Origin of the sequence: Klebsiella sp. BIGb0132, assembly GCF_024810075.1 — a bacterium.
Classification (GTDB): Bacteria; Pseudomonadota; Gammaproteobacteria; order Enterobacterales; family Enterobacteriaceae; genus Klebsiella; species Klebsiella terrigena.
Genome location: NZ_JANUDW010000004.1, coordinates 180162 through 204249 on the forward strand (window position 1 = coordinate 180162; position 24088 = coordinate 204249).

Below are 24088 nucleotides of genomic sequence, written 5' to 3' on the forward strand. Positions count from 1 at the left end.
GAGTCAGTCATGCCGATTCAGGTTCTGCCGCCGCAGCTCGCCAACCAGATTGCCGCAGGGGAGGTGGTGGAACGTCCGGCGTCGGTGGTTAAGGAGCTGGTCGAAAACAGCCTTGATGCCGGCGCGACCCGAATTGATATTGATATCGAACGCGGCGGCGCGAAGCTTATCCGCATTCGGGACAACGGCTGCGGCATCAAAAAGGACGAGCTGGCGCTGGCGCTGGCTCGCCACGCCACCAGTAAAATTGCCTCCCTTGACGATCTGGAAGCCATTATCAGCCTTGGCTTTCGCGGGGAAGCGCTGGCCAGTATCAGCTCGGTGGCGCGGCTGACCCTGACCTCCCGCACGGCTGAGCAGCAGGAGGCCTGGCAGGCCTACGCCGAAGGGCGCGATCAGGACGTGACCGTCAAGCCGGCGGCGCACCCGGTCGGCACCACGCTGGAAGTGCTGGATCTGTTCTATAACACCCCGGCACGCCGCAAGTTTATGCGTACCGAAAAGACGGAATTCAACCATATCGATGAAATCGTCCGCCGCATCGCGCTGGCGCGTTTCGACGTCACGATTAATCTCAGCCATAACGGCAAGGCGATGCGCCAGTATCGTGCCGTACCCGCGGGCGGACAGCGCGAGCGGCGGCTGGGGGCTATCTGCGGTACGCCGTTCCTTGATCAGGCGCTGGCGATTGAGTGGCAGCACGGCGATCTGACCCTCAGCGGCTGGGTGGCCGATCCGCTGCATACCAATCCGGCGCTGGCGGAGATCCAGTACTGCTACGTCAACGGCCGTATGATGCGCGATCGGCTGATCAACCACGCTATTCGCCAGGCCTGTGAAGATAAGCTCGGGGCCGATCAGCAGCCGGCTTTTGTCCTGTACCTTGAGATTGACCCGCACCAGGTGGATGTCAACGTCCATCCGGCGAAGCATGAAGTGCGTTTTCACCAGTCCCGGCTGGTCCATGATTTTATCTATCAAGGGGTGCTCAGCGTCCTCCAACAGCAGCTCAGCGCGCCGCTGGCGGGAGAGGATGAGGGCCAGCCGCCGCGTCTGCAGATACCGGAGAATCGGATCGCGGCCGGCGCTAACCATTTTGCACAGCCGGTTTCCGCACGAGAGCCAGCCGCCGCGCGCTACGGCCGCGAAACGCCGCGCGAGCCTTCCAGCTCGTCTGGCGGGGCCGGCACCGGCTGGCCACACGCGCAGCCGGGATACCAAAAGCAGCAGGGGGCCCTGTATCGTCAGCTGCTTGAGACGCCGGCCGCCGAGCGTAAAAGTAGCGCCCCGGCTCCCGCGGTGGAAGGTTTATCCGGGCACAGCCAAAGCTTTGGCCGCGTGCTGACCATCGTTGAGGGTGATTGCGCGCTGCTGGAGCGCAACGGCAGGCTGGCGCTTCTGGCGCTGCCGGTGGCCGAACGCTGGCTGCGTCAGGCGCAGCTGACGCCCGCCGGGGAGCCGGTATGCGGACAGCCGCTGCTGATCCCGCTGCGGCTAAAGGTCTCGGGCGCGGAAAAGGACGCGCTGGCGAAAGCGCAGGCGGCGCTGGTGGCTTTGGGGATCGATCTGCAGTCCGATGCGCAGCATTTGACGGTTCGCGCGGTGCCTTTACCCTTAAGACAACAAAATTTACAAATCTTGATTCCTGAACTGATAGGCTACCTGGCGCAGCGAAACGCATTTGACGTCGGTGACATCGCGCAGTGGATCGCGCGCAATCTGGCGAGCGAGCACGCGCAGTGGAATATGGCGCAGGCGATTAGCGTGCTGGCGGACGTAGAGCGTTTATGTCCGCAGCTGGTAAAAGCTCCGCCGGGCGGCCTGTTACAACCCGTTGACCTGAATTCGGCGATGAATGCCCTGAAAGATGAGTGATGTAACTGAGGCGAGCCTGCCTAAGGCAATATTTTTAATGGGCCCAACGGCCTCCGGTAAAACGGCGCTGGCCATTGCTTTGCGTAAAATTTTACCGGTAGAGTTGATTAGTGTCGATTCCGCCCTTATCTATCGAGGAATGGACATTGGTACGGCCAAGCCGGATGCGGCAGAGCTGAGCGCAGCGCCGCATCGACTGCTGGATATTCTCGACCCGGCAGAGGCTTACTCCGCGGCGGACTTTCGTCGCGATGCGCTGGCAGAAATGGCGGATATCGTCGCTGCCGGGCGTATTCCGCTACTTGTTGGCGGAACAATGTTGTATTTCAAAGCGTTGCTGGAAGGGCTTTCGCCGCTACCGTCGGCAGATCCCGAGGTCAGAGCAAAGATTGAGCAACAGGCAGCAGAGCAGGGGTGGCACGCACTGCACCGGCAGCTACAGGAGATCGATCCCGTCGCCGCCGCGCGTATTCATCCAAATGATCCGCAAAGACTTTCCCGAGCACTGGAAGTTTTTTTCATTTCGGGTAAAACTTTAACGGAACTGACGCAAACGTCGGGAGACGCTCTGCCGTACAAGGTGCATCAGTTCGCCATCGCCCCGGCGAGCCGGGAACTGCTCCATCAGCGCATAGAACAGCGTTTTCATCAGATGTTAGCTTCAGGTTTTGAAGCAGAAGTACGGGCGCTATTTGCCCGCGGAGATTTGCATACGGATATGCCTTCCATTCGTTGTGTAGGATATCGCCAGATGTGGTCATACCTTGATGGCGAGATCCCGTATGATGAAATGGTTTATCGAGGTGTTTGCGCCACGAGACAGTTAGCCAAGCGTCAGATAACCTGGTTGCGCGGCTGGGAAGATATTCACTGGTTAGACAGTGAACAACCTGAACAGGCGCTCAACAAAGTATTACAGGTAGTTGGTGCGAGCCAGGACTGAACGTGTACAATTAAACGGTATCGTGCGTAATTTTTTTTAAGAATCGTAAGGTTCTGAGTACAAAACAAGCATACATATAAGGAAAAGAGAGAATGGCTAAGGGGCAATCTTTACAAGATCCGTTCCTGAACGCTTTGCGTCGGGAACGCGTTCCGGTTTCTATTTATTTGGTGAATGGTATTAAGCTGCAAGGGCAAATTGAGTCTTTCGATCAGTTCGTGATCCTGTTGAAGAACACGGTCAGCCAGATGGTCTACAAGCACGCAATTTCTACCGTTGTTCCGTCTCGCCCGGTGTCTCACCACAGCAATAATGCTGGCGGCGGTACAAGCAACTATCACCACGGTGGTAGCGCGCAGGGTTCTTCTGCGCCGCAGCAAGACAGCGAAGACGCCGAATAAGGTTAATGCTGTTTTTCCAGGCGGGGAGCCAGATTTTACTCTATGAGCTTTGGGTTGCAGGAAGGCGGTATGTAGTGAATCCCCAGGCGTTTACAGCCGTAAATGGCTGGGGTAAACGAGTAAGGCCAATACTCACGCAGCCAGAAAGACCACGAGTGACTCTGTTCCCCGCTGGTATTTAAGAAGGGGTTTACGCTTGTTTGACCGTTATGATGCCGGTGAGCAGGCGGTGCTGGTACACATCTATTTTTCGCAAGACAAAGATATGGAAGACCTTCAGGAGTTTGAATCCCTGGTCTCCTCTGCCGGTGTCGAAGCAATGCAGGTGATTACCGGTAGCCGTAAAGCACCGCACCCGAAATATTTTGTTGGTGAAGGTAAGGCTGTCGAAATTGCGGAAGCCGTAAAAGCGACCGGCGCGTCGGTCGTGCTGTTCGATCATGCCCTGAGCCCAGCCCAGGAACGCAACCTGGAGCAGCTGTGCGAATGCCGGGTTATCGATCGTACAGGACTTATTTTAGATATTTTCGCCCAGCGAGCGCGCACCCACGAAGGGAAACTTCAGGTTGAGCTGGCGCAGCTGCGCCATATGGCGACGCGCCTGGTACGCGGCTGGACCCACCTTGAAAGACAGAAGGGCGGGATTGGTTTGCGTGGCCCGGGTGAAACCCAGCTCGAGACTGACCGTCGACTGCTGCGTAACCGCATTATGCAGATCCTCGGGCGGCTGGAAAAAGTATCAAAGCAGCGTGAACAGGGACGGCGGTCACGAGCCAAAGCCGATATTCCCACCGTGTCGCTGGTGGGGTACACCAACGCCGGGAAATCAACGCTGTTTAACCAGATAACCGAAGCTGAGGTTTACGCGGCGGACCAGCTGTTCGCGACTCTGGACCCGACGCTGCGCCGCATCGACGTCACTGACGTAGGTGAAACCGTGCTGGCGGACACCGTAGGCTTTATTCGTCACCTGCCGCACGACTTGGTCGCCGCGTTTAAAGCCACGCTGCAGGAGACGCGTCAGGCGACGCTGCTGCTGCACGTGATTGACGCAGCCGACGTCCGTCTGCAGGAAAACATTGATGCCGTGAATACGGTTCTCGCTGAAATCGAGGCCGATGAGATCCCGGTGCTGCTGGTGATGAACAAAATCGACATGCTTGACGATTTTGAACCGCGTATCGACCGGGATGAAGAGAATAAACCGATTCGGGTCTGGCTCTCTGCGCAGACCGGAATTGGGGTACCGCTGCTTTTTCAGGCTTTGACGGAACGGCTTTCCGGTGAAGTGGCTCAGCACACGCTGCGCTTACCGCCGCAGGAAGGGCGACTGAGAAGTCGGTTCTATCAGCTTCAGGCGATAGAAAAAGAGTGGCTGGAGGATGACGGCAGCGTGAGTCTGCAGGTGCGCATGCCGATCGTTGACTGGCGTCGCCTCTGTAAACAAGAGCCAGCGCTGGTTGATTACGTGATTTGACCTTGCAGCTTGCCTGAAGATATTAACCCCTGTGGGGATATCAAAAACAAATATGGAGCATATACATGGCGTGGAATCAGCCCGGTAATAACGGACAGGACCGCGACCCGTGGGGGAGCAGCAATAACCAAGGCGGCAACTCCGGGGGAAATGGCAATAAAGGTGGTCGCGAGCAGGGGCCGCCCGATCTGGATGATATCTTCCGCAAGTTAAGTAAAAAACTTGGCGGTCTCGGTGGCGGCAAAGGGGGACAGGGAGGCGCTAGCGGCTCTCAGGGACCTCGCGGGCCTATGGGCGGACGCATTGTCGGCATCGTTGCCGCAGCCGCCGTTATTATCTGGGCAGCCAGCGGTTTCTATACCATCAAGGAAGCGGAACGTGGTGTGGTGACTCGCTTTGGTAAATTCAGCCATCTGGTTGAGCCGGGTCTTAACTGGAAGCCAACCTTTATCGATAACGTGCAGGCAGTCAACGTTGAATCGGTACGTGAACTGGCGGCTTCTGGCGTCATGCTGACGTCTGATGAAAACGTCGTGCGCGTTGAGATGAACGTGCAGTATCGGGTAACCGATCCAGAACGCTACCTGTTTAGCGTTGCCAGCGCCGACGATAGCCTGCGTCAGGCAACCGACAGCGCCCTGCGCGGCGTTATCGGCAAGTACACCATGGACCGTATTCTGACTGAAGGCCGTACCGTGATTCGTAGCGATACCCAGCGCGAGCTGGAAGAGACGATTCGCCCGTACGACATGGGTATTACCCTGCTGGACGTCAACTTCCAGACGGCACGTCCGCCGGAAGAGGTGAAGGCCGCGTTTGATGATGCGATTGCCGCGCGTGAGAACGAGCAGCAGTACATCCGTGAAGCCGAAGCTTACACCAACGAAGTGCAGCCGCGCGCTAACGGTGCAGCGCAGCGTATCCTCGAAGAGGCGCGTGCGTACAAGACTCAGACCGTTCTTGAAGCTCAGGGTGAGGTCGCGCGCTTTGCGAAGATCCTGCCTGAGTACAAAGCCGCGCCGGAGATTACCCGTGAGCGTCTGTATATCGAAACCATGGAAAAAGTACTGAGCCATACCCGCAAAGTGCTGGTTAACGATAAGGGCGGCAATCTGATGGTTCTGCCTCTGGACCAGATGCTGAAAGGCGCCGGTACGCCGGCAGCAAAGGGCAATAGCAGCGGTGCGAACGATCTGCTGCGCCTGCCGCCTGCTTCCAGCTCAAGCAGCGCCAGCACCACGTCGACCACTACGGATGGCAACATTATGGACCAACGTCGCGCTAACGCGCAGCGTAACGACTACCAGCGTCAGGGGGAATAACGATGCGTAAACCTGTAATTGCGATTATTGCCATCGTGCTGGTAGTGCTTTACATGTCTATCTTTGTGGTTAAAGAGGGCGAGCGCGGTATTACGCTGCGTTTTGGTAAGGTACTGCGCGATAGCGAAAATAAACCGCTGGTCTATTCGCCGGGTCTGCACTTCAAGATCCCGTTCATTGAGTCCGTGAAAACGCTCGATGCGCGTATTCAGACCATGGATAACCAGGCCGATCGCTTTGTTACCAAAGAGAAGAAAGACCTGATCGTCGACTCCTACATCAAGTGGCGTATCAGCGACTTCAGCCGTTACTATCTGGCTACCGGCGGCGGCGACGTCTCCCAGGCCGAGGTGCTGCTGAAGCGTAAATTCTCTGACCGTCTGCGTTCTGAGATTGGTCGTCTGGACGTGAAGGATATCGTAACCGATTCCCGCGGTCGTCTGACGCTGGAAGTGCGCGATGCGCTGAACTCCGGCTCAGCGGGCACCGAAGATGAAGTCAGCACGCCGGCCGCTGACGATGCTATCGCCAAAGCGGCGGAGCGCGTATCGGCAGAAACTAACGGCAAGGTCCCGGTTGTTAACCCGAACAGTATGGCGGCGCTGGGTATTGAAGTCGTCGACGTACGAATCAAGCAGATCAACCTGCCGGCCGAAGTGTCTGAAGCGATTTATAACCGTATGCGCGCCGAGCGTGAAGCGGTTGCTCGTCGCCACCGTTCACAGGGCCAGGAAGAGGCTGAGAAGCTGCGCGCTACCGCGGACTATGAAGTGACCAAGACGCTGGCAGAAGCCGAGCGCCAGGGCCGCATCATGCGTGGTGAAGGCGATGCAGAGTCGGCCAAGCTGTTTGCCGATGCGTTTAGCCAGGATCCGGGCTTCTATGCCTTTATCCGTAGCCTGCGCGCCTATGAGAACAGCTTCCAGGGTAACCAGGATGTGATGGTTCTAAGCCCGGACAGCGATTTCTTCCGCTACATGAAGTCACCTGACTCCGCTCGCAAATAAGCGATTTAGTCAGCGAAAAGGCGCCTTGAGAAAGGCGCCTTTTTTATATTTTTAATTCCAGAAATAACTCTTAACACAATGGGTTATGCGTTTTTTCTGCAAAAAAAGTGCATAATCAACGCGAAATGCCGGACAATATGCAACACGGGCAAAAAGCGTCATGACTCAGGCCCTGACGCTCTGCGGCGACGCTGGTTTCGTTTCTCTCTAAAGGTTAATCATGAACTCAACAATCTGGCTGGCACTGGCGCTGGTTTTAGTACTTGAAGGGCTGGGGCCGCTGCTTTATCCGCGCGCCTGGCGTCGGATGATCGCCACAATGAGCCAGCTGCCGGATAATTTATTACGCCGTTTTGGCGGCGGTCTTGTGGTTGCCGGGATAGTCATCTACTACATGTTGACGAAATCACTGGGCTGATCAAAAAATGGCCAGACCTGGCTGATATTGAGTGCAAAAAGTGCTGTAACTCTGAAAAAGCGATGGTAGAATCCATTTTTAAGCAAACGGTGATTTTGAAAAATGGGCAACAACGTCGTCGTACTGGGCACCCAATGGGGTGACGAAGGTAAAGGGAAGATCGTCGATCTCCTGACTGAACGGGCTAAATATGTTGTGCGCTACCAGGGTGGTCACAACGCAGGCCATACTCTCGTAATCAACGGTGAAAAAACCGTCCTGCATCTTATTCCATCAGGTATTCTCCGCGAAAATGTCACCAGCATCATCGGTAACGGTGTTGTGCTGTCTCCGGCTGCGCTGATGAAAGAAATGAAAGGACTGGAAGACCGTGGTATCCCTGTCCGTGAGCGTCTGCTGCTGTCCGAAGCCTGTCCGCTTATCCTCGATTATCACGTTGCGCTGGACGTTGCGCGTGAAAAAGCACGCGGTGCGAAAGCTATCGGTACCACCGGTCGCGGCATCGGGCCTGCTTACGAAGATAAAGTCGCTCGCCGCGGTCTGCGCGTGGGTGACCTGTTTGATAAAGCCACCTTCGCTGACAAACTGAAAGAAGTGATGGAATATCACAACTTCCAGCTGGTGAACTTCTACAAAGCGGAAGCGGTTGATTATCAAAAAGTCCTTGATGACGTGATGGCGATTGCCGACATCCTGACGGCGATGGTTGTAGACGTCTCCGATCTGCTGGATCAGGCGCGTCAGCGCGGCGACTTCGTGATGTTCGAAGGCGCGCAGGGCACTCTGCTGGATATCGACCACGGTACCTATCCGTACGTAACCTCCTCCAACACCACCGCAGGTGGCGTGGCAACCGGCTCCGGCCTGGGTCCGCGTTATGTGGATTACGTTCTGGGTATCATCAAAGCTTACTCTACTCGCGTAGGGGCAGGTCCGTTCCCGACCGAGCTGTTTGATGACATCGGCGAGTTCCTGTGCAAGCAGGGTAACGAATTCGGCGCCACTACCGGCCGTCGTCGTCGTACCGGCTGGCTGGATATCGTGGCGATCCGTCGCGCGGTGCAGATCAACTCCCTGTCCGGCTTCTGCCTGACCAAGCTGGACGTGCTGGACGGCCTGAAAGAAGTTAAAATCTGCGTAGCTTACCGTCTGCCGGACGGCCGCGAAGTGACCACCACTCCGCTGGCAGCCGACAACTGGGAAGGCATTGAGCCGATCTATGAAGTCATGCCGGGCTGGTCCGAAACCACCTTCGGCGTGAAAGAGCGTAGCGGCCTGCCGCAGGCGGCGCTGAACTACATCGCGCGTATTGAAGAGCTGACCGGCGTACCGGTTGATATTATCTCTACCGGTCCTGACCGTACCGAGACGATGATTCTGCGCGACCCGTTCGACGCATAATTATCTCCAGGGGCGCCGATTGGGCGCCCCTTGTTTTTGCTGCCTACCCGCCCCATTTCAAATAAATTAGCGGCCTGTGCGTCGGCTGGTTTATCATCAATATAGTCATACCCTGCGGATTCACCGCTTTTCCCTTACCCTGAGGTTGCTGTGCAGTTAACGAGTTTCACTGATTACGGATTACGAGCGCTTATCTATATGGCGTCGCTACCGGATGGCCGAATGACGAGTATCTCCGAAGTGACGGAGGTCTACGGCGTGTCGCGTAATCATATGGTAAAAATCATCAATCAGCTGAGTCGCTCTGGTTACGTTATGGCAGTGCGGGGAAAGAACGGGGGGATCCGCCTCGGTAAGCCGGCAAAAACGATTCGTGTAGGTGACGTGGTTCGCGATCTTGAGCCGCTATCGCTGGTCAACTGCAGCAGCGAATTTTGCCACATTACTCCCGCGTGTCGCCTGAAACAGGCGCTTGCAGAAGCGGCGCAAAGTTTTCTTAAGGAACTTGATAACTACACGCTGGCTGATTTGGTTGAAGAGAATCAACCGCTTTATAAATTATTGCTGGTGTAAAGAGTTAAAGGCCGAGTATTTCAGGTCGCATCGCGGCGGCAACTGAACGAATCTCCGGGAGCTTACTCAGGTAAGTGACAGGAGTGAGTGAAGGCAGCTAACAAAGAGGCGGCGTGAAAGACGAAGGAACTTTCACCAGAGATGACAACGGAGGAACCGAGATGTCACAAGATCCTTTCCAGGACCGCGAAGCTGAAAAGTATGCGAATCCAATCCCTAGCCGGGAATTTATCCTCGATCATTTAGCAAAACGTGAAAAACCGGCCAGCCGAGACGAGCTGGCGATAGAGCTGAATATCGAAGGCGATGAGCAGTTAGAAGGGCTACGCCGTCGCCTGCGCGCCATGGAGCGCGACGGGCAGCTGGTGTTTACCCGCCGTCAGTGCTACGCCCTGCCGGAGCGTCTTGACCTGCTCAAAGGCGTGGTTATCGGCCATCGCGATGGCTTTGGCTTCCTGCGCGTCGAGGGGCGTAAAGACGACCTGTACCTGTCGTCTGAGCAGATGAAAACCTGTATTCATGGCGATCAGGTGCTGGCGCAGCCGCTGGGCGCGGACCGTAAAGGCCGCCGCGAAGCGCGTATTGTGCGGGTGCTGGTGCCAAAAACCAGCCAGATCGTCGGCCGCTACTTCACCGACGCCGGCGTGGGCTTCGTGGTCCCTGACGACAGCCGCCTGAGCTTTGATATCCTGATCCCGCCTGAAGAAGTGATGGGCGCGCGGATGGGCTTTGTGGTGGTCGTTGAACTGACCCAGCGCCCGACCCGTCGCACGAAAGCGGTGGGCAAAATCGTTGAGGTGCTGGGCGATAACATGGGCACCAGCATGGCGGTCGATATGGCGCTGCGCACCCATGAAATCCCGTACACCTGGCCACCAGAGGTGGAAAAACAGGTCTCCGTGCTCAAAGAGCAGGTGCCGGAAGAGGCGAAAATCGGCCGCGTTGATTTACGCGATCTGCCGCTGGTCACCATCGATGGTGAGGACGCCCGCGACTTTGATGACGCGGTTTACTGCGAGAAGAAACGCGGCGGCGGCTGGCGCCTGTGGGTCGCCATTGCCGACGTAAGCTACTACGTGCGTCCCGGTACGCCGCTGGACGGCGAAGCGCGCAGCCGCGGCACCTCGGTCTACTTCCCTTCGCAGGTGGTACCGATGCTGCCGGAAGTGCTCTCTAACGGCCTGTGCTCGCTGAACCCGCAGGTCGATCGCCTGTGCATGGTTTGCGAAATGACGATTTCGTCAAAAGGCCGCCTGACCGGCTACAAATTCTATGAAGCGGTAATGAGCTCGCACGCGCGCCTGACCTATACCAAGGTATGGCATATGCTGCAGGGCGACGGCGAGCTGCGTGAGCAGTATGCGCCGCTGGTGAAGCATATCGAAGAACTGCATACCCTTTACAAAGTCCTCGATAGCGCTCGCGAAGAGCGCGGCGGCATCTCCTTTGAAAGTGAAGAAGCGAAGTTCATCTTTAACGCTGAACGCCGCATCGAGCGTATTGAGCAGACCCAGCGTAACGACGCCCATAAGCTGATCGAAGAGTGCATGATTCTGGCGAACATCTCCGCCGCTCGCTTCGTTGAGAAGGCGCTGGAGCCGGCCCTGTTCCGTATCCACGATAAGCCGACCACTGAAGCGATCACCGCTTTCCGCACGGTGCTGGCGGAGCTTGGTCTGGAGCTGCCCGGTGGCAACAAGCCGGAGCCGCGCGACTACGCCGAGCTGCTGACCTCCATCGCCGATCGTCCTGACCACGAGATGCTGCAAACCATGCTGCTGCGCTCGATGAAGCAGGCGGTCTACGATCCGGAAAACCGCGGCCACTTTGGCCTGGCGCTGCAGTCCTACGCGCACTTCACCTCGCCTATCCGCCGCTATCCTGACCTGTCGCTGCACCGCGCCATTAAGTATCTGCTGGCGAAAGAGCAGGGGCACAAAGGCAACAGCACTGAAACCGGCGGCTGGCACTACAGCATGGAAGAGATGCTGCAGCTGGGCGCGCACTGTTCGATGGCCGAACGCCGCGCCGACGAAGCGACCCGCGAGGTCTCTGACTGGCTGAAGTGTGACTTTATGCTGGATCAGGTGGGCAACGTCTTTAAGGGCGTGATTGCCAGCGTCACCGGCTTTGGCTTCTTCGTCCGCCTGGACGAGCTGTTTATCGACGGCCTGGTGCACGTGTCATCCCTGGATAACGACTACTACCGCTTTGACCAGGTCGGGCAGCGTCTGATCGGCGAGTCCGGCGGTCAGACCTATCGACTGGGCGATCGCGTGGAAGTCCGCGTGGAAGCGGTCAATATGGACGAGCGCAAAATCGACTTCTCGCTGATCTCCAGCGAACGCGCCCCGCGCAACGTCGGCAAGACCGAGCGTGAGAAGGCGAAAAAGTCGAACGCTGGCAAACCTTCCGGGCGTCGTCGTCAGGCCGGTAAGCAGGTCAACTTCGAGCCGGATAGCGCCTTCCGTAAAGAGAAAGGCAAGTCTCAGCCCCAGGCTGCCCAGCCTAAAGGCGAGAAAAAAGCGAAGAAGCCGTCGACCAAAACGCAGAAAATAGCTGCCGCAACCAAAGCGAAGCGCGCGGCGAAAAAGAAAACCGCTGAGTAAGCGGGCATCAATCTTACAGGCCGGGATATCCGGCCTGTAAAGCCGAACGGCAATATTAACAAGCAACGAGTACATCAATGAGTGAAATGATTTACGGCATCCACGCGGTGCAGGCCCTGCTGGAGCGCGCTCCTGAGCGTTTTCAGGAAGTCTATATTCTCAAAGGCCGCGAGGATAAACGCCTGCTGCCGCTGATCCATGCGCTGGAAGCCCAGGGCGTGGTGATTCAGGTCGCTAACCGCCAGTTTCTCGATGAGAAAAGCGAAGGCGCCGTGCATCAGGGGATTATTGCCCGCGTGAAGCCGGGACGTCAGTACCAGGAGAACGACCTGCCTGAACTGCTCGCCTCTCTCGATCAGCCGCTGCTGCTGATTCTCGACGGCGTTACCGATCCGCATAACCTTGGCGCCTGCCTGCGCAGCGCCGATGCCGCTGGCGTACACGCGGTGATCGTGCCGCGCGACCGTTCGGCGCAGCTGAACGCGACGGCGAAAAAAGTCGCCTGCGGCGCGGCGGAAAACGTACCGCTGATCCGCGTGACTAACCTCGCGCGCACCATGCGTCTGCTGCAGGAAGAGAACGTCTGGATCGTCGGCACCGCCGGTGAAGCGGACCATACCCTCTTCCAGAGCAAGATGACCGGCCCGATGGCGCTGGTGATGGGTGCCGAGGGGGAAGGGATGCGCCGCCTGACGCGCGAACACTGCGATGAGCTGATCAGCATTCCGATGGCCGGCAGCGTCTCCTCGCTGAACGTCTCCGTCGCGACCGGCATTTGCCTGTTTGAAGCCGTGCGCCAGCGCAGCTGATTAACGCCGGGCGCACGCTGCCCGGCGGCTACTCGTCCAGCGAGCGCAGGTGATCGTTCTTATTGAGCGTCATCAGCGCGATGATGCTGACTACCGCCGTCGCCATGACGTAGTAAGCCGGAATATCAAGATTACCGGTCTGTTTAATCAGGCCGGTAATAATCAGCCCGGCGCAGCCGGAAAACACCGCATTAGAGAGCGAATAGGCCAGCCCAAGGCCGGTATAGCGCACCCTTGTCGGGAACATCTCTGCCAGCATCGCCGGTCCCGGCCCTGCCAGTACCCCCACCAGACCGCCGGCAACGAGCACCACCGCGCCTTTTATCAGCAGCGTGCTGGATTCCGCCTGAAGAATTTTCAGCAGCGGCAGCGCCAGGATCAGCAGCAGCACCGCGGCCATCACCATCACGTTACGCCGGCCCCACCTATCGCTGAGGATCCCGGCAGGAAGAATGGTCAGCGCAAAGCCAATATTGGAGATCACCGCGATCAGCAGCGCCTGGTTAAAGCCGGTATGCAGCGCCGACTGCAGGTAGGCGGGCATAATCACCAGGTAGGTGTAGCCTGCGGCGGACCAGACCATCAGGCGGCCGATGCCGGTGATAATTGCTTTAAGAGTATGGCTCAGGTCGGCGCTGGCCTGCGGACGCTGCTGCTGCTGTTGGCGGAGAAAGCCCGGCGTCTCTTCCATTTTCACCCGCAGCCAGAGCGCGACTACCCCCATCGGGATGGCGAGGAAGAACGGAATTCGCCAGCCCCAGGCATGGAGCTCTTCCGGGCTCAGCACCGCGGATATCAGGGCGACGACCCCGGCGCCGGCCAGCAGGCCGAGGGCGACGGTGAAGGATTGCCATGCGCCATACAGGCCGCGCTTGCCGCGAGGCGCAAACTCGGTCATCAGCGAGACGGCACCGCCATACTCCCCGCCGGCAAACAGCCCCTGCAGAATGCGCAGCCCGGTCAAAATCAGCGGGGCCGCCAACCCGATGCTGGCATACGTCGGTACCAGGCCAATTGCCGTGGTGGCGAGCGTCATCATCACCAGGACGACGATCAGCGTCGGCTTGCGGCCGATTCGATCGCCGATGCGGCCAAAAATAATGGCGCCTAGCGGGCGGAAGAAAAAGGCGATGGCGAAGGAGGCGTAGGTCAGGATCAGACCCGTCAGCGGCGCCTCGCCGGCCAGCTGAAAGAAGTTCCGGGCGATAACCGTCGCCAGAAAGCCGTAGACCGCAAACTCATACCATTCAATAAAGTTGCCGATAGATCCGGCGATCAGCGCGCGCTTGTGCGCGCCCGTAGGGCGTGTCGCGGTCTGCATAGGCCATCCTGATTTCAACAAAAAAATAACAAGTGAATAAATTATTCCACAACTTTAGCCTTGTGAAATTTTAAATTCTTATGCCTGTGATGCGCTTCACGAAGGGACGAATGGTTTTTTTGTGACCCGGCTCGCGGGCGCTCCCGGCCCAGGCTGACCATACTGAGTACAACGCCATTGACGGAGGGAAGCACTATGCACTGGCCAACTCATACCGTGTTTAATCAGCCTACGCCGCTGCTGAACAGCAACTTATTCTTGTCCGATACCGCGCTGCGCGAAGCCGTAGCCCGCGAGGGCGCCGCCTGGGATGGCGATCTGCTGGCCAGCATCGGCCAGCAGCTGGGAACGGCAGAGTCGCTGGAACTGGGGAGGCTGGCTAACGTTAATCCGCCGGAGCTGCTGCGCTATGACGCCACCGGCACGCGGCTTGACGATGTGCGCTTTCATCCCGCCTGGCACCTGCTGATGCAGGGTCTGTGCGCTAACCGGGTGCATAATCTCGCCTGGCAGGACGACGCGCGCGCCGGCGCTTTCGTGGCCCGGGCGGCGCGCTTTATGCTGCATGCGCAGGTGGAGGCCGGAACGCTATGCCCGATAACCATGACCTTCGCCGCCACGCCTCTGCTGCAGCAGTCGCTCCCCGGGCCGTTTAGCGACTGGCTGACGCCGCTGCTGAGCGATCGCTACGATCCGCACCTGGTGCCGGGCAGCCAGAAGCGCGGGCTGCTGATCGGCATGGGAATGACGGAAAAGCAGGGGGGATCGGATGTGCTGAGCAATACCACCCGCGCCGAAAAGAGCGCCGACGGGTTTTATCGTCTGGTGGGCCACAAGTGGTTTTTCTCGGTACCGCAAAGCGATGCGCACCTGGTGCTGGCGCAGGCGCCCGGCGGGCTCTCCTGTTTCTTTGTCCCGCGTCTTCTGCCGGACGGCCAGCGCAATGCGCTGCACCTCGAAAGGCTCAAAGATAAGCTCGGCAACCGCTCTAACGCCAGCAGCGAGGTGGAGTTCTATGACGCCTGCGGCTGGCTGGTGGGCGAAGAGGGGGACGGCGTACGGCAAATCCTCAAAATGGGCGGCCTGACCCGCTTCGACTGCGCGCTGGGCAGCCATGCCTTAATGCGTCGGGCCTGGTCGGTCGCCTTCTATCACGCTTTTCAGCGCCAGGCGTTCGGTAAAAGCCTGGTCGAGCAGCCGATGATGCGCCAGGTGCTGGGCCAGATGGCGCTGCAGCTTGAGGGTCAAACCGCCTTTTTATTCCGCCTGGCGCGCGCGTGGGACAAGCGCGACGACGGGCAGGAGGCGCTGTGGGCCCGCCTGTTTACCCCGGCGGCGAAGTTTGCTATCTGCAAATCCGCGATCCCCTTTGTTGGCGAAGCGATAGAGGTGCTGGGCGGTATCGGCTACTGCGAGGAGAGCGAGCTGCCGCGCCTGTACCGGGAGACGCCGGTGAACAGCATCTGGGAAGGCTCCGGGAATATTATGTGTCTCGACGTGATGCGGGTGCTGAGCAAGCAGCCGGCGGCGCTGGAGCTGCTGGCGACAGAGTGTGCGGAAGTTAAAGGGCAGAATCGCCATTTCGATCGCGGATGGCGTCAGCTGCAGCAGCTGCTGAGGCGGCCAGCGGAAGAGCAGGGCCGGGAGATAACCCGGCTGGTGTACCGGCTAGGCGCGGGAGCGCAGATGCTGCGCTACGCTTCACCGCCGCTGGCTCAGGCCTGGTGTCGAATGATGCTCGACCCGCGCGGCGGCGTGCGGCTGGACGCGCAAACGCTCGATGACCTGCTGCTGCGCGGCACCGGGCGCGGGCGCCAGGCGCCTCAGGCGTAGAGAATGGCCTGTACCCGCCAGCTGTCCGGCTGCTGTTCCTCGTACATCTGGACGATGCGATACCAGGAGGCGCCCTGCTCATCGGCCTTCACGGCGATGGCATGCTCGACGTCCTGCTGGCTGCCGGCAATATTGTTGACGGAAATCAGGCCGATTTCATTCAGGCCAGTGACGCAGTCCGCGCTGGCAAATTCTGCGGACTGTGCTGCAGTATGTGCCGTTGTAGCGTTAAACAGCAGGCTGGGTAAGGTAAATGATCGTTTCATCGTCAGCTCCATTTCGCGTGGCCCGAGGGCAGTCCGTTGCTAACGTCCTGCCAGGTTTGACTGGCTGAACGTTATTATGCACAGGAGAACGTGAACGGATGCAAAGCAATGTAAAGCGGGGTTAAAGGCGTCGCACCGTTATTTACGGTACAGAATTGCCTGCGAATACCACTGGCCGGGAACCAGGGTGTCATCAATCATTATGATGACGTAGTAATCCGCTTTAGCCGCTTCTGCTTTGACCTTCAGCGCAGCTTCAACATCCATCGGCGAACCATACATCAGCACGCTCACCGTCCCCATTTTTTGTAGCCCGCTGGTCTGGTTACGGTGAATCTCTTGCGGATGGCTGGTCGCAGGCGGCGGGGCTTCAGGCGTTCCCTGCAGGGCGCTACAGCCGCTCAGAACAATCGCCAGTAACCACGGTGTAAACCTACGCATAACCATATCTCGTTTCCTGTTAATCACAGTGTAGTGGTAGCCTGAATGACATTTCCGGGGAATGTTCCCGAATTGTTATCTCTGACGCGATTTTCGAATGAAAATGTTGTGAAAGCGTAACCCAGTTCTCAACATTATAAATCGCGGCTGAACCCACGCCTTTGGCTATATGTTAGCCCATGGCACATCGCTACTCTAGAGACGGGAGACGATAAATGATTGTACTGGAAGTGCGTAATCTTGCGGGCGGCGAGGTGCTTCATGCCTGTCCGCAAAATGCGTCAGACCGGCCTCTGCCGTGTATCGTTTTTTATCACGGATTCACCTCTTCTAAGCTGGTCTATAGCTACTTCGCCGTGGCGCTGGCGGAGGCGGGATTTCGCGTCATTATGCCCGATGCGCCGGAGCATGGCGCGCGCTACTTCGGCGATGAAAAAGGACGAATGCAGCGCTTTTGGCCCATCTTGCTACAGAACTTCGCCGAATTCACCGCGCTGCGCGCTGCGATCGCCGCGCAGGGGTGGATTGCGGACGACAGGCTGGCGGTCGCCGGCGCCTCGATGGGCGGAATGACGGCGCTGGGCATTATGACCCATCATCCGCAGCTGAAAAGCGTCGCCTGCCTGATGGGATCCGGCTATTTCAGCAGCCTCGCGCAAAGCCTGTTTCCTTCACCCTCCCTGGACGCCGAGCAGCTGACGGAGTGGGACGTCAGCCATCAGCTGGCGACGCTCGCCAGCAGGCCGCTGCTGCTTTGGCACGGCGATGAGGACGACGTGGTACCGCCTGGCGAAACCTTCCGCCTCCAGCAGGCCCTGCAGCAAAGCGGCCTGGCCGAAAACCTGACCTGCGTCTGGCAGCAGGGCGTGCGCCATCGCATTACGCCAGAGGCGCTGGCCGAAACGGTTGAGTTCTTTAAGCGCACGCTTTAGGCGCGGCGGCGGGCTGGACCCTTCGTCCCCGTGGCGGAGACGAAGGGGTTAGATAAGAGGGGTTAGCGATAGAGCGCGGCGCTGGCGTGGATCGCGCCGTTGCTTTCCGGTTCGTGGATCAGGATCGGCTGGAAGTATTTTGCCCCCTGTTCGTCGCTCAGCTGGTTAAGGGCCTTATCGGCCTCTTGCTCAGTGGCCATATTGTGGTTGATATAGATAACGCCCAGGCTCTGTACATCGTCCATGTTACGTGCCTGACGTCCATCGATTTTGATGGCTGCCAGCGCGTTGGCGCTCAGTAAAAGCGCAGCCATTACGGCAATGAGGATGTATTTCATAATCTACGCTCCTTATAACTGTCCTGACGTTAACCCGGGCTCCCTTGGGCTACAGATTGCTCTTGATGTAAGTGTAATCACTCCCTGCCGGGTGCATCGCGACCATTTCTGATGAAGTTGTTCAAAAAAGTGTCGCTGCTGCCGTTGATTAATTTTAAATCACTGACTTAGCGCGGCTTTGCCGTTAGTGCGAATTATTTGCGCAATCAGCTTGAGTTTATGGTGGTTCGCAATTAGAATGACGCGTCAATTTTTCAGCCGCCCTTTAACCACGTTCCTTGCCTCCATGGGCCGCGGCTGACCCAGACAGGAGGCTGAATAATCCGTAAGGAGCAATTCGATGCGTCATTACGAAATCGTTTTTATGGTCCATCCTGACCAGAGCGAACAGGTTCCGGGTATGATCGAACGTTACACTGGTGCAATCACTGCAGCAGAAGGTACGATCCACCGTCTGGAAGACTGGGGCCGCCGTCAGCTGGCTTACCCGATCAACAAACTGCACAAAGCTCACTACGTTCTGCTGAACGTTGAAGCCCCGCAGGAAGCGATCGATGAGCTGGAAACAAACTTCCGCTTCAACGACGCCGTTATCCGCAGCATGGTAATGCGTACTAAGCACGCTGTTACCGAAGCATCTCCGATGGTTAAAGCGAAAGACGAGCGCCGTGAGCGTCGCGAAGATTTCGCAAACGAAACCGCAGATGATTCCGAAGCTGGGGATTCTGAAGAGTAATCCTGATGACCAACCGTCTGGAGCTGTCCGGCATTATCTGCAGGACGCCAATTCGTAAGGTCAGCCCGTCAGGAATTCCACACTGCCAGTTCGTGCTTGAGCATCGTTCAGTGCAGGAGGAAGCCGGTTTTCACCGGCAGGCATGGTGTCAAATGCCCGTTATCATTAGCGGACACCAAAACCAGGCCATTACTCACAGTATAACGGTCGGTAGTGCAGTAATCGTTCGGGGGTTCATTTCTTGCCACAAGGCAAAGAACGGCCTGAGCAAAATGGTTCTGCATGCCGAGCAGATTGAATTGATAGATTCTGGAGACTAGCCAAATGGCACGTTATTTCCGTCGTCGCAAGTTCTGCCGTTTCACCGCGGAAGGCGTTGTAGAGATTGATTACAAAGACATCGCTACGCTGAAAAACTACATTACCGAAAGCGGTAAAATTGTCCCGAGCCGTATTACCGGTACTCGCGCAAAATACCAGCGTCAGCTGGCTCGCTGCATCAAGCGCGCTCGCTACCTGTCCCTGCTGCCATATACCGATCGTCATCAGTAATCGGCCGCTGTCTATTAACGACTTTAAGAGGATAAGGTAATGCAAGTTATTCTGCTTGATAAAGTAGCAAACCTGGGCAGCCTGGGTGATCAGGTTAATGTTAAAGCGGGCTACGCTCGTAACTTCCTGGTTCCACAGGGTAAAGCTGTTCCAGCTACCAAGAAAAACGTTGAATTCTTCGAAGCGCGTCGCGCTGAACTGGAAGCCAAACTGGCTGACGTTCTGGCAGCTGCTAACGCACGTGCTGAAGCAATCAATGCACTGGGCAACGTTACCATCGCGTCTAAATCAGGCGACGAAGGTAAACTGTTCGGTTCCATCGGTACCCGCGACATCGCTGACGCTGTAACTGCAGCTGGCGTTGCCGTCGCTAAGAGCGAAGTTCGTCTGCCGAACGGCGTTCTGCGCACCACCGGTGAGCACGAAGTGGACTTCCAGGTTCACAGCGAAGTCTTCGCGAAACTGGTTGTTAACGTTGTAGCTGAGTAATTTTTACTCTGCTCGCGTCGAGACGCCGGCCTTGTGCCGGCGTTTTGCTTTTCTGCCTTCCCCCACGCTAATTTATTCGCGATAGACTATCGCGCACGAATAAAGCTGCCGTTTGCCTGACGGGTAAACAGCACCTGCTGCCCACCGCCGATATCGATAGTCAGGCCGGTTACCACCCCATTTGCATTCTGCCTAATCTGTACCGTTTGCCCGGTTTGCAGCGAGCTGAGCGGTTTTCCCGAACCTTCGACCTGGGCCATCGCGTACACGTCGGTTGGCGGCAGATTATGGTCGCGGAACAGCTGGGCCAGGGTTTTCCCTGATTCGATGCGATAGGTGCGCCACTGCTGCTCGATGCCCGGGGCAGATTGCTGCTGTTGCTGTTGCTGCTGAGGCGGAGAGTAGGTCTGATTCTGCTGCTCGGCCGGCTGCTCGTCCTGAACCGGCTCTGGCGCCACCGGCGCCATCTGATCGGCGTCGCTTACCGTGGGCGTTGAGGTAATCGGCGGCAGCGGCATCGCCTGCGATGACGATTGCGGCTGGGACTGCGACTGCATATCGAGGCTGGCGTCGCGGCTGACCTGGGCGGACGTGCTGCTGTCCTCGGAGGGGAGCAGTATGCCGATAACCACCAGCAGGGCTCCGGCGATAATGCCCCGACGGTGCATTGGCGGCAGCGGATCCATAATGCGAATATGATCCGGGGCGTGCCAGATCTTCGCCAGGGTAGGTGTCATTTCAAAGCGCCCGGGCATGGCTTTCCTCCTGCTCCGCATATTTTTATGCTGCTCCGTAGAGTATAGATGGCTAACTTCCTGATGGACGAGACAAAGATATGTTTCGTGAGGTTAGCCTGATATTGCCTATTGTTTCTGTTTCCCTCAGATTTGTCATCATCCAGCGACAAAGTTTTACCCATCGTGCTGTGGCTGATATGCTGCCCACCACTTTATACTCGTCGTCTTTCGGGTTGCCGGTGCGCTGGCAGTGCCGCTCGCTTCGCTTATGGCGTTATTGATACCGCTAAGGCTCAGGAGCCTGCCGCCTTCCCGCAGGCCGAAGTTTATAGAGTATGAATTTTCCCCCCAAAAAAGGAACAAAGATGGCAACCCCGACTTTTGACACTATCGAAGCGCAGGCAAGTTACGGTATCGGCTTGCAGGTTGGACAACAGCTGAGCGAATCTGGCCTGCAGGGGCTGCTGCCTGAGGCGCTGGTAGCCGGTATTGCTGATGCGCTGGAAGGCAATCAGCCGCAGGTGCCGGTAGAAGCCGTTCACCGCGCGCTGCGTGAAATTCACGAACGTGCCGATGCGGTACGCCGCGAACGTTTCCAGGAGCTGGCGGCAGATGGCCAGAAATACCTCGATGAAAACCGCGAGCGCGAAGGCGTGAACAGCACCGAATCCGGCCTGCAGTTCCGCGTCCTGACCCAGGGCGAAGGCGCTATCCCGGCGCGTACCGACCACGTTCGCGTGCACTACACCGGTAAGCTTATCGACGGTACCGTTTTTGACAGCTCCGTTGCGCGCGGCGAGCCGGCTGAATTCCCGGTAACCGGCGTGATCGGCGGCTGGATTGAAGCGCTGACCCTGATGCCGGTTGGCTCAAAATGGGAGCTGACCATTCCGCACAACCTGGCCTACGGCGAGCGCGGCGCGGGCGCATCGATTCCTCCGTTCAGCACCCTGATTTTTGAAGTAGAGCTGCTGGATATTATCTAAGCAGTAGTGGCTTCCTCTCCCCAAGGGGCGGGGAAGCAAATAAAAATAGCGTAAAACGCTTAAGTTTGAATTTAGTTAGAGTTTAATATTGCTTAAATGATTTTTTGGCGTAGTTTTGTGAGCTGTTTCGCGTGACCGGAGTGATATAACACTCACTTTAAACATAAAATTAACATTATATCTAAATCATAGTATTCATCCTTCCGATTCTTACCTAATATCGATAAGCCCTTTTTCAGGGGTGATGACCAATGACGGGCCAGTAGAGCCTGAACAACACAGACAGGTACAACAGGAAAATATCACATGGTAGATCAGGTTAAAGTCGCTGCTGAAGAGCAGGCTCCGACGGAACAAACGCTGCGGCGAAATCTCACAAACCGGCATATTCAGCTTATTGCCATCGGCGGTGCTATCGGTACCGGCTTATTTATGGGGTCCGGTAAAACCATCAGTCTCGCCGGGCCATCCATCATTTTTGTTTATATGATCATTGGCTTCATGCTGTTTTTCGTCATGCGTGCGATGGGCGAACTGCTGCTGTCGAATCTGGAATATAAATCGTTCAGCGATTTCGCCGCCGATCTTCTGGGGCCGTGGGCCGGCTACTTTACCGGCTGGACCTACTGGTTCTGCTGGGTGGTGACCGGGATGGCGGACGTCGTGGCGATTACCGCCTACGCCCAGTTCTGGTTCCCGGGCCTCTCCGACTGGGTGGCCTCGCTGGCGGTTATCCTGCTGCTGCTGAGCCTGAACCTTGCCACCGTGAAAATGTTCGGGGAAATGGAGTTCTGGTTTGCGATGGTCAAGATCGTCGCTATCGTGGCGCTGATTGTCGTCGGCCTGGTGATGGTGATGATGCATTTCAAATCGCCGACCGGCGTAGAAGCCTCTTTTGCTCATCTGTGGAATGACGGCGGCTGGTTCCCGAAAGGGATCAGCGGATTCTTTGCCGGCTTCCAGATTGCGGTCTTCGCCTTCGTTGGGATTGAGCTGGTGGGCACCACCGCTGCGGAAACCAAAGATCCGGAGAAATCCCTGCCGCGCGCGATTAACTCTATCCCGCTGCGCATCATTATGTTCTACGTCTTCGCGCTGATCGTGATTATGTCGGTGACGCCGTGGAGCTCGGTGGTTCCGACCAAGAGCCCGTTCGTCGAACTCTTTGTGCTGGTGGGCCTGCCGGCTGCGGCCAGCCTGATTAACTTCGTGGTGCTGACCTCCGCGGCCTCTTCGGCCAACAGCGGCGTATTCTCCACCAGCCGTATGCTGTTTGGCCTGGCGCAGGATGGCCAGGCGCCGTCGATGTTCGCCAAACTGTCGAAACGTGCGGTGCCGGCGAAAGGCCTGACCTTCTCCTGCATGTGCCTGCTGGGCGGCGTGGTGATGCTGATGGTGAATCCGAGCGTGATTTCCGCGTTCACCATGATCACCACGGTTTCGGCGATCCTGTTTATGTTCGTCTGGACCATTATCCTGTGCTCGTATCTGGTCTATCGCAAAAAGCGCCCGCAGCTGCACGAGCAGTCGAAATATAAGATGCCGCTGGGCAAGCTGATGTGCTGGGTTTGTATGGCGTTCTTCGTCTTCGTGGTGGTGCTGCTGACGCTAGAAACCGACACGCGCCAGGCGCTGATCGTCACGCCGCTGTGGTTTGTGCTGCTGGCGGTGGGCTGGTTCTTTGCCGGTAAGAAACGTCTGGCGAAATAAAAAAATCGCCGGGAGCGATTTTTAACGTTGCCTGCAACGGCCCGTAGGGGGGCGGGCAGGACGCCCGCCATAAAAAATCGCCGGGAGCGATTTTTAACGTTGCTTGCAACGGCCCGTAGGGGGGCGGGCAGGACGCCCGCCATAAAAAAAGGCCACCCGGAGTGGCCAATAAGACTGACAGTATCGAGGGCGCCCGCGGGCGCCTTTTTTTATTTAGTTTCCGGCAAGGGCGCGCGGGAACAGGACGTTATTTTCCAGGCTGATGTGCTCCATCAGATCGTCGATCAGCTCATTGATGCCGTTGTACATCGCTTTCCAGGTGGTGCAGGCTTCCGGCGGCGGCGTCACGTTATGGGTGATGTGCTTGATCACTTCCAGCAGCTCGCCCGCTTCGTCGTGCTCGCTTTCCATCACGCTGATGGGGCCAGCGGCCTGGGTCCCCATGCCCTGCTTAATCATCGGGAACAGGATCTGCTCCTCTTTCATCATGTGGCTGGAGAGCTCCTGGTGGAGCATCGTCAGGTACCTGGTTAAGCCGTTCGGCACGTTGGGCTTATCGGCATGCACGCGCTCAACTTTGGTGGCCTGCAGAATAAGCTCCGGCAGCTGCTCGCGATGGCGGTCATGATAGCGCACGATAATGTGGTCGATGATCTCGGCGTAGGGCGCGACGCGCCAGTCGCGCTCTGCCGGCTCTTGCGCAAGCTTCATCAGCTCCGCTTCGATGACCGCAACGTCCAGCTCTTTACGCGATGCTGCGCGATCCAGCGTTTGTTTCCCGCCGCAGCAGTAGTCCATGTCGTATTTACGGAACAGCGCGGAGGCGCGCGGGATCGTCAGCGCCAGCTCGCCTAAAGGTTGGTCACGGAAAGCCATAGCAATTACCTCGTCATCAAGAATATAAGATGTATT

At 57.4% G+C, this 24088-nt stretch carries 25 protein-coding genes; 19 read left to right on the forward strand and 6 right to left on the reverse strand.

The window, feature by feature from the left end; all coding sequences use genetic code 11:
- The first annotated feature begins 9 nt into the window (after nt 1–9).
- The 11 genes from mutL to rlmB all read left to right on the forward strand — a co-directional run bounded on the left by mutL (nt 10) and on the right by rlmB (nt 12835).
- The gene (mutL, locus tag M2416_RS14160; RefSeq protein WP_259225068.1) at nt 10–1875 is read left to right on the forward strand and encodes a DNA mismatch repair endonuclease MutL; all 1866 of its coding nucleotides are present in this window, start codon (nt 10–12) and stop codon (nt 1873–1875) included.
- A complete protein-coding gene (gene miaA / locus M2416_RS14165) occupies nt 1868–2818 on the forward strand; it encodes a tRNA (adenosine(37)-N6)-dimethylallyltransferase MiaA (RefSeq protein ID WP_045853364.1) in 951 nt (316 codons plus the stop codon). The genes mutL and miaA overlap by 8 nt, the downstream gene beginning before the upstream one ends.
- Nucleotides 2819–2910: 92 nt before the next feature.
- Nucleotides 2911–3219, forward strand: coding sequence for an RNA chaperone Hfq (gene hfq / locus M2416_RS14170; protein WP_041143712.1), 309 nt, complete (start codon nt 2911–2913; stop codon nt 3217–3219).
- A 196-nt stretch (nt 3220–3415) separates the two neighbouring features.
- Complete coding sequence (hflX, locus tag M2416_RS14175) at nt 3416–4696, forward strand: ribosome rescue GTPase HflX (protein WP_259225106.1); 1281 nt, start codon at nt 3416–3418, stop codon at nt 4694–4696.
- 65 nt (nt 4697–4761) lie between these two features.
- Nucleotides 4762–6018, forward strand: a complete 1257-nt coding sequence (hflK, locus tag M2416_RS14180) for an FtsH protease activity modulator HflK (protein WP_041143714.1) — start codon at nt 4762–4764, stop codon at nt 6016–6018.
- Nucleotides 6019–6020: 2 nt separating this feature from the next.
- The gene (gene hflC / locus M2416_RS14185; protein WP_041143715.1) at nt 6021–7025 is read left to right on the forward strand and encodes a protease modulator HflC; all 1005 of its coding nucleotides are present in this window, start codon (nt 6021–6023) and stop codon (nt 7023–7025) included.
- Nucleotides 7026–7245: 220 nt separating this feature from the next.
- Nucleotides 7246–7443, forward strand: a complete 198-nt coding sequence (locus M2416_RS14190; RefSeq protein WP_041143716.1) for a DUF2065 domain-containing protein — start codon at nt 7246–7248, stop codon at nt 7441–7443.
- 102 nt (nt 7444–7545) lie between these two features.
- Nucleotides 7546–8844 (forward strand): adenylosuccinate synthase, encoded by a 1299-nt coding sequence (gene purA, locus M2416_RS14195; RefSeq protein WP_041143717.1) that lies wholly within the window; start codon nt 7546–7548, stop codon nt 8842–8844.
- 150 nt (nt 8845–8994) lie between these two features.
- Nucleotides 8995–9417: a nitric oxide-sensing transcriptional repressor NsrR gene (gene nsrR / locus M2416_RS14200; protein ID WP_076947037.1), complete on the forward strand. Its 423-nt coding sequence runs from the start codon at nt 8995–8997 to the stop codon at nt 9415–9417.
- Between the two features lie 161 nt (nt 9418–9578).
- Nucleotides 9579–12026, forward strand: a complete 2448-nt coding sequence (rnr, locus tag M2416_RS14205; protein WP_041143719.1) for a ribonuclease R — start codon at nt 9579–9581, stop codon at nt 12024–12026.
- Nucleotides 12027–12103: 77 nt separating this feature from the next.
- Complete coding sequence (rlmB, locus tag M2416_RS14210) at nt 12104–12835, forward strand: 23S rRNA (guanosine(2251)-2'-O)-methyltransferase RlmB (protein WP_041143720.1); 732 nt, start codon at nt 12104–12106, stop codon at nt 12833–12835.
- Between the two features lie 28 nt (nt 12836–12863).
- On the opposite strand, the gene M2416_RS14215 is transcribed toward rlmB, so the two are convergent.
- A complete protein-coding gene (locus M2416_RS14215; protein ID WP_259225125.1) occupies nt 12864–14156 on the reverse strand; it encodes an MFS transporter in 1293 nt (430 codons plus the stop codon).
- A 195-nt stretch (nt 14157–14351) separates the two neighbouring features.
- Here M2416_RS14215 and M2416_RS14220 point away from each other — a divergent pair, with 195 nt between their 5' ends.
- The gene (locus M2416_RS14220; RefSeq protein ID WP_259225130.1) at nt 14352–15989 is read left to right on the forward strand and encodes an isovaleryl-CoA dehydrogenase; all 1638 of its coding nucleotides are present in this window, start codon (nt 14352–14354) and stop codon (nt 15987–15989) included.
- Here the strand turns inward: M2416_RS14220 and yjfN are convergent.
- Nucleotides 15980–16255, reverse strand: a complete 276-nt coding sequence (gene yjfN, locus M2416_RS14225; protein WP_041147507.1) for a DUF1471 family protease activator YjfN — start codon at nt 16253–16255, stop codon at nt 15980–15982. The genes M2416_RS14220 and yjfN overlap by 10 nt on opposite strands.
- Nucleotides 16256–16393: 138 nt before the next feature.
- Entirely contained in the window at nt 16394–16702 is a 309-nt protein-coding gene (bsmA, locus tag M2416_RS14230; protein WP_041143723.1) for a biofilm peroxide resistance protein BsmA, read from the reverse strand.
- Between the two features lie 209 nt (nt 16703–16911).
- Here bsmA and yjfP point away from each other — a divergent pair, with 209 nt between their 5' ends.
- Nucleotides 16912–17628, forward strand: a complete 717-nt coding sequence (yjfP, locus tag M2416_RS14235) for an esterase (RefSeq protein WP_259225133.1) — start codon at nt 16912–16914, stop codon at nt 17626–17628.
- Nucleotides 17629–17690: 62 nt separating this feature from the next.
- Here the strand turns inward: yjfP and M2416_RS14240 are convergent, their stop codons facing one another.
- A complete protein-coding gene (locus M2416_RS14240) occupies nt 17691–17966 on the reverse strand; it encodes a YdgH/BhsA/McbA family protein (protein WP_041143725.1) in 276 nt (91 codons plus the stop codon).
- A gap of 340 nt (nt 17967–18306) precedes the next feature.
- Here M2416_RS14240 and rpsF point away from each other — a divergent pair, with 340 nt between their 5' ends.
- The 4 genes from rpsF to rplI are packed head-to-tail and all read left to right on the forward strand — an operon-like array spanning nt 18307 to nt 19743.
- Nucleotides 18307–18702: a 30S ribosomal protein S6 gene (gene rpsF, locus M2416_RS14245; protein ID WP_004098001.1), complete on the forward strand. Its 396-nt coding sequence runs from the start codon at nt 18307–18309 to the stop codon at nt 18700–18702.
- Nucleotides 18703–18707: 5 nt separating this feature from the next.
- Nucleotides 18708–19022 carry a primosomal replication protein N gene (gene priB / locus M2416_RS14250; protein ID WP_041143726.1) on the forward strand — a complete coding sequence of 105 codons (315 nt, stop codon included), beginning with the start codon at nt 18708–18710 and terminating at the stop codon, nt 19020–19022.
- Nucleotides 19023–19026: 4 nt separating this feature from the next.
- Nucleotides 19027–19254 carry a 30S ribosomal protein S18 gene (gene rpsR / locus M2416_RS14255; RefSeq protein ID WP_002210155.1) on the forward strand — a complete coding sequence of 76 codons (228 nt, stop codon included), beginning with the start codon at nt 19027–19029 and terminating at the stop codon, nt 19252–19254.
- A 39-nt stretch (nt 19255–19293) separates the two neighbouring features.
- Nucleotides 19294–19743, forward strand: coding sequence for a 50S ribosomal protein L9 (gene rplI / locus M2416_RS14260; protein WP_041143727.1), 450 nt, complete (start codon nt 19294–19296; stop codon nt 19741–19743).
- A gap of 86 nt (nt 19744–19829) precedes the next feature.
- Here rplI and M2416_RS14265 read toward each other — a convergent pair whose 3' ends face one another.
- The gene (locus M2416_RS14265; RefSeq protein WP_259225155.1) at nt 19830–20498 is read right to left on the reverse strand and encodes a LysM-like peptidoglycan-binding domain-containing protein; all 669 of its coding nucleotides are present in this window, start codon (nt 20496–20498) and stop codon (nt 19830–19832) included.
- A gap of 347 nt (nt 20499–20845) precedes the next feature.
- On the opposite strand from M2416_RS14265, the gene fklB reads away from it, so the two are divergent.
- A complete protein-coding gene (gene fklB / locus M2416_RS14270) occupies nt 20846–21466 on the forward strand; it encodes an FKBP-type peptidyl-prolyl cis-trans isomerase (protein WP_041143729.1) in 621 nt (206 codons plus the stop codon).
- Between the two features lie 306 nt (nt 21467–21772).
- Entirely contained in the window at nt 21773–23176 is a 1404-nt protein-coding gene (gene cycA / locus M2416_RS14275; RefSeq protein ID WP_076947031.1) for a D-serine/D-alanine/glycine transporter, read from the forward strand.
- 213 nt (nt 23177–23389) lie between these two features.
- Here the strand turns inward: cycA and ytfE are convergent, their stop codons facing one another.
- Nucleotides 23390–24052 carry an iron-sulfur cluster repair protein YtfE gene (gene ytfE, locus M2416_RS14280; protein WP_076947030.1) on the reverse strand — a complete coding sequence of 221 codons (663 nt, stop codon included), beginning with the start codon at nt 24050–24052 and terminating at the stop codon, nt 23390–23392.
- Nucleotides 24053–24088: the final 36 nt, after the last annotated feature.

Excerpts from the sequence above, each read along its gene's own strand:
- mutL (WP_259225068.1), top strand. The coding sequence starts at position 10 with ATGCCGATTCAGGTTCTGCCGCCGCAGCTCGCCAACCAGATTGCCGCA.
- miaA (WP_045853364.1), top strand. The coding sequence starts at position 1,868 with ATGAGTGATGTAACTGAGGCGAGCCTGCCTAAGGCAATATTTTTAATG.
- hfq (WP_041143712.1), top strand. The coding sequence starts at position 2,911 with ATGGCTAAGGGGCAATCTTTACAAGATCCGTTCCTGAACGCTTTGCGT.
- hflK (WP_041143714.1), top strand. The coding sequence starts at position 4,762 with ATGGCGTGGAATCAGCCCGGTAATAACGGACAGGACCGCGACCCGTGG.
- hflC (WP_041143715.1), top strand. The coding sequence starts at position 6,021 with ATGCGTAAACCTGTAATTGCGATTATTGCCATCGTGCTGGTAGTGCTT.
- M2416_RS14190 (WP_041143716.1), top strand. The coding sequence starts at position 7,246 with ATGAACTCAACAATCTGGCTGGCACTGGCGCTGGTTTTAGTACTTGAA.
- purA (WP_041143717.1), top strand. The coding sequence starts at position 7,546 with ATGGGCAACAACGTCGTCGTACTGGGCACCCAATGGGGTGACGAAGGT.
- rnr (WP_041143719.1), top strand. The coding sequence starts at position 9,579 with ATGTCACAAGATCCTTTCCAGGACCGCGAAGCTGAAAAGTATGCGAAT.
- rlmB (WP_041143720.1), top strand. The coding sequence starts at position 12,104 with ATGAGTGAAATGATTTACGGCATCCACGCGGTGCAGGCCCTGCTGGAG.
- M2416_RS14215 (WP_259225125.1), bottom strand. The coding sequence starts at position 14,156 with ATGCAGACCGCGACACGCCCTACGGGCGCGCACAAGCGCGCGCTGATC.
- M2416_RS14220 (WP_259225130.1), top strand. The coding sequence starts at position 14,352 with ATGCACTGGCCAACTCATACCGTGTTTAATCAGCCTACGCCGCTGCTG.
- yjfN (WP_041147507.1), bottom strand. The coding sequence starts at position 16,255 with ATGAAACGATCATTTACCTTACCCAGCCTGCTGTTTAACGCTACAACG.
- bsmA (WP_041143723.1), bottom strand. The coding sequence starts at position 16,702 with ATGGTTATGCGTAGGTTTACACCGTGGTTACTGGCGATTGTTCTGAGC.
- yjfP (WP_259225133.1), top strand. The coding sequence starts at position 16,912 with ATGATTGTACTGGAAGTGCGTAATCTTGCGGGCGGCGAGGTGCTTCAT.
- M2416_RS14240 (WP_041143725.1), bottom strand. The coding sequence starts at position 17,966 with ATGAAATACATCCTCATTGCCGTAATGGCTGCGCTTTTACTGAGCGCC.
- rpsF (WP_004098001.1), top strand. The coding sequence starts at position 18,307 with ATGCGTCATTACGAAATCGTTTTTATGGTCCATCCTGACCAGAGCGAA.
- priB (WP_041143726.1), top strand. The coding sequence starts at position 18,708 with ATGACCAACCGTCTGGAGCTGTCCGGCATTATCTGCAGGACGCCAATT.
- rpsR (WP_002210155.1), top strand. The coding sequence starts at position 19,027 with ATGGCACGTTATTTCCGTCGTCGCAAGTTCTGCCGTTTCACCGCGGAA.
- rplI (WP_041143727.1), top strand. The coding sequence starts at position 19,294 with ATGCAAGTTATTCTGCTTGATAAAGTAGCAAACCTGGGCAGCCTGGGT.
- M2416_RS14265 (WP_259225155.1), bottom strand. The coding sequence starts at position 20,498 with ATGCCCGGGCGCTTTGAAATGACACCTACCCTGGCGAAGATCTGGCAC.
- fklB (WP_041143729.1), top strand. The coding sequence starts at position 20,846 with ATGGCAACCCCGACTTTTGACACTATCGAAGCGCAGGCAAGTTACGGT.
- cycA (WP_076947031.1), top strand. The coding sequence starts at position 21,773 with ATGGTAGATCAGGTTAAAGTCGCTGCTGAAGAGCAGGCTCCGACGGAA.
- ytfE (WP_076947030.1), bottom strand. The coding sequence starts at position 24,052 with ATGGCTTTCCGTGACCAACCTTTAGGCGAGCTGGCGCTGACGATCCCG.